This window comes from Microbacterium sp. zg.Y909 (assembly GCF_024626565.1).
The window spans coordinates 1-2,456 of record NZ_JANJFJ010000519.1; the positions used below are offsets into that span (position 1 = coordinate 1).

Genomic DNA, 2,456 nt, shown 5'->3' on the forward strand with positions numbered 1-2,456 from the left:
GGCTCATGAGTCTGCGCGACGCTGCAGGGCCCTATTTCGGCGACTTCGGCGGGCGCTACATGCCCGAGTCGCTCATCGCCGCGATCGACGAGCTGACCGCGGTATACGAAGCGGCCAAGGCCGATCCCGCGTTCGAGGCGGAGTTCCAGAGCCTGCTGCGCTCGTACGCCGGGCGCCCGTCGCCTCTCACCGAGGTGCCGCGGTTCGCCGAGCACGCCGGCGGCGCCCGGGTCTTCCTCAAGCGCGAGGACCTCAACCACACCGGGTCCCACAAGATCAACAACGTCATCGGTCAGGCGCTGCTCACCCAGCGCCTGGGCAAGACGCGCGTCATCGCCGAAACCGGCGCCGGCCAGCACGGCGTCGCCACAGCCACCGCGGCGGCGCTGTTCGGGTTCGACTGCACGATCTACATGGGCGAGGTCGACACCGAGCGCCAGGCGCTGAACGTCGCCCGCATGCGGCTGCTCGGCGCCGAGGTGATTCCGGTGACCACGGGCTCGCGCACGCTGAAGGATGCCATCAACGAGGCCTACCGCGACTGGGTCGCGAGCGTCGAGACGACGAACTACGTCTTCGGCACCGCCGCCGGCCCGCACCCCTTCCCCTCGATGGTGCGCGACTTCCAGAAGATCATCAGTGAAGAGGCCCGCGCGCAGCTGCTCGACGAGGTCGGGCGCCTCCCCGACGCCGTCGTCGCCTGCGTCGGCGGCGGCTCGAACGCGATCGGGATGTTCGATGCGTTCCTCGACGACGAGAGCGTGCGCCTTTACGGCGTCGAGGCAGCAGGCGACGGCGTCGACACGCTGCGTCACGCGGCATCCATCGAGCGCGGTCGGCCCGGCGTGCTGCACGGCGCGAAGACCTTCGTGCTGCAGGACGAAGACGGGCAGACCGTCGAGTCGCACTCGATCTCGGCGGGCCTGGACTATCCCGGTGTCGGCCCCGCTCACGCGTGGCTGTCGTCGATCGGCCGCGCCGAGTACATCCCCGCCACCGATGCCGAGGCGATGGAGGCCCTGCGGCTTCTCAGCCGCACCGAGGGGATCATCCCCGCGATCGAGTCCGCCCACGCCCTGGCGGGCGCCATGCGCCTCGGGCGCGAACTCGGTCCGGATGCCGTGATCGTCGTCAGCCTTTCGGGGCGCGGCGACAAGGACATGGACACCGCGGCGCGCTGGTTCGGCCTCTACGGCGATGAGAACCCCGCTCCCGTCGTCACGCCACCCGAAGACGAAGCCGCCGCCGGCGAAGGGATCGAGCTGTGACCTCCCGTGTCGCCGCCGCGATCGACGCTGCCGCAGCCCAGGGGCGCGGCGCGTTCGTCGGCTATCTGCCGCTGGGGTTCCCCGACCTGCGGACGAGCATCGAGGCCGCGGTGACCCTGGCCGAGAACGGTGCGGACATCCTCGAGCTCGGCCCGCCGTACTCCGACCCGGTGATGGACGGCACGGTCATCCAGGAGGCGACCCAGACGGCTCTGGCCGCCGGATTCCGGCTGCGCGACATCTTCACCGCGGTCCGCGAGATCACCGCGCGCGTCGATGTGCCCGTGCTCGTCATGACCTACTGGAACCCCGTCCTGCAGTACGGCGTCGACCGCTTCGCCGACGACCTGCTCGCCGCCGGGGGAGCGGGCCTCATCACGCCCGACATCACGCCCGATTCCGCCGCGGAGTGGATCGCCGCGTCCGAGCGCACCGGACTCGACCGCGTCTTCCTCGCCGCTCCCACCTCGACCGACGAGCGCCTCGACCTGATCGTCGGGGCCTCCACCGGGTTCGTGTACACGGTCTCGACCATGGGCATCACCGGGGAGCGGGCCGATCTGGACGCCGCAGCGCGCACCCTGGTGGGGCGCCTGCGCGACCGCGGATGCGAGCGGGCATGCGTCGGCATCGGCATCTCCACCCCCGAGCAGGTGGCGGGAGTGCTCGAATACGCCGACGGCGCGATCGTGGGCACCGCCCTGGTGCGGGCGCTCCGCGACGGAGGCCTCGACGCCCTCGCCGCCACCGCACGCGCACTCACCGCCGGCTCGGCGCCGATCGCGAACTAGACTTTTCTGGCCGGCCGCCGCCGGTCATCTGAACGCAAGGACACGGATCCCCATGATCACTGCCGTCGCGCACGTCGTCGCCAGCATCCCGAGCCCCTCCGTCAGCTACTGGGAGCTGGGCCCGCTGCGCATCCACTTCTATGCGCTGTGCATCATCGCCGGCATCATCGCCGCGGTCCTGCTCACCAACCACCGACTCACCAAGCGCGGCGGCGAGCCCTGGGTCGTCATCGACGTCTCGCTGCCCGCAGTGATCCTCGGCATCGTCGGAGCCCGCATCTTCCACGTGCTCACCCACCCCGGTTTCTACTTCGCCGAAGGCCGTGAGTGGTGGAATCCGTTCGAGCAGGACGCCATCTGGAACGTCTGGGACGGCGGCATCGCCATCTTCGGCGCC

At 70.5% G+C, this 2,456-nt stretch carries 3 protein-coding genes; all 3 read left to right on the forward strand.

Annotated features, from left to right (window positions below; genetic code table 11):
- Window positions 1-5: 5 nt before the first annotated feature.
- Window positions 6-1,268 (forward strand): tryptophan synthase subunit beta, encoded by a 1,263-nt coding sequence (trpB, locus tag NQ160_RS22255; RefSeq protein ID WP_257517219.1) that lies wholly within the window; start codon window positions 6-8, stop codon window positions 1,266-1,268.
- Window positions 1,265-2,059 carry a tryptophan synthase subunit alpha gene (trpA, locus tag NQ160_RS22260; RefSeq protein WP_257517217.1) on the forward strand — a complete coding sequence of 265 codons (795 nt, stop codon included), beginning with the start codon at window positions 1,265-1,267 and terminating at the stop codon, window positions 2,057-2,059. Before trpB ends, trpA begins: the two co-directional genes overlap by 4 nt.
- Before the next feature lie 52 nt (window positions 2,060-2,111).
- Window positions 2,112-2,456 (forward strand): prolipoprotein diacylglyceryl transferase family protein (locus NQ160_RS22265; protein WP_257517218.1); only part of this gene is annotated, 345 nt, incomplete at its 3' end.

Excerpts from the sequence above, each read along its gene's own strand:
- trpB (WP_257517219.1), top strand. The coding sequence starts at position 6 with ATGAGTCTGCGCGACGCTGCAGGGCCCTATTTCGGCGACTTCGGCGGG.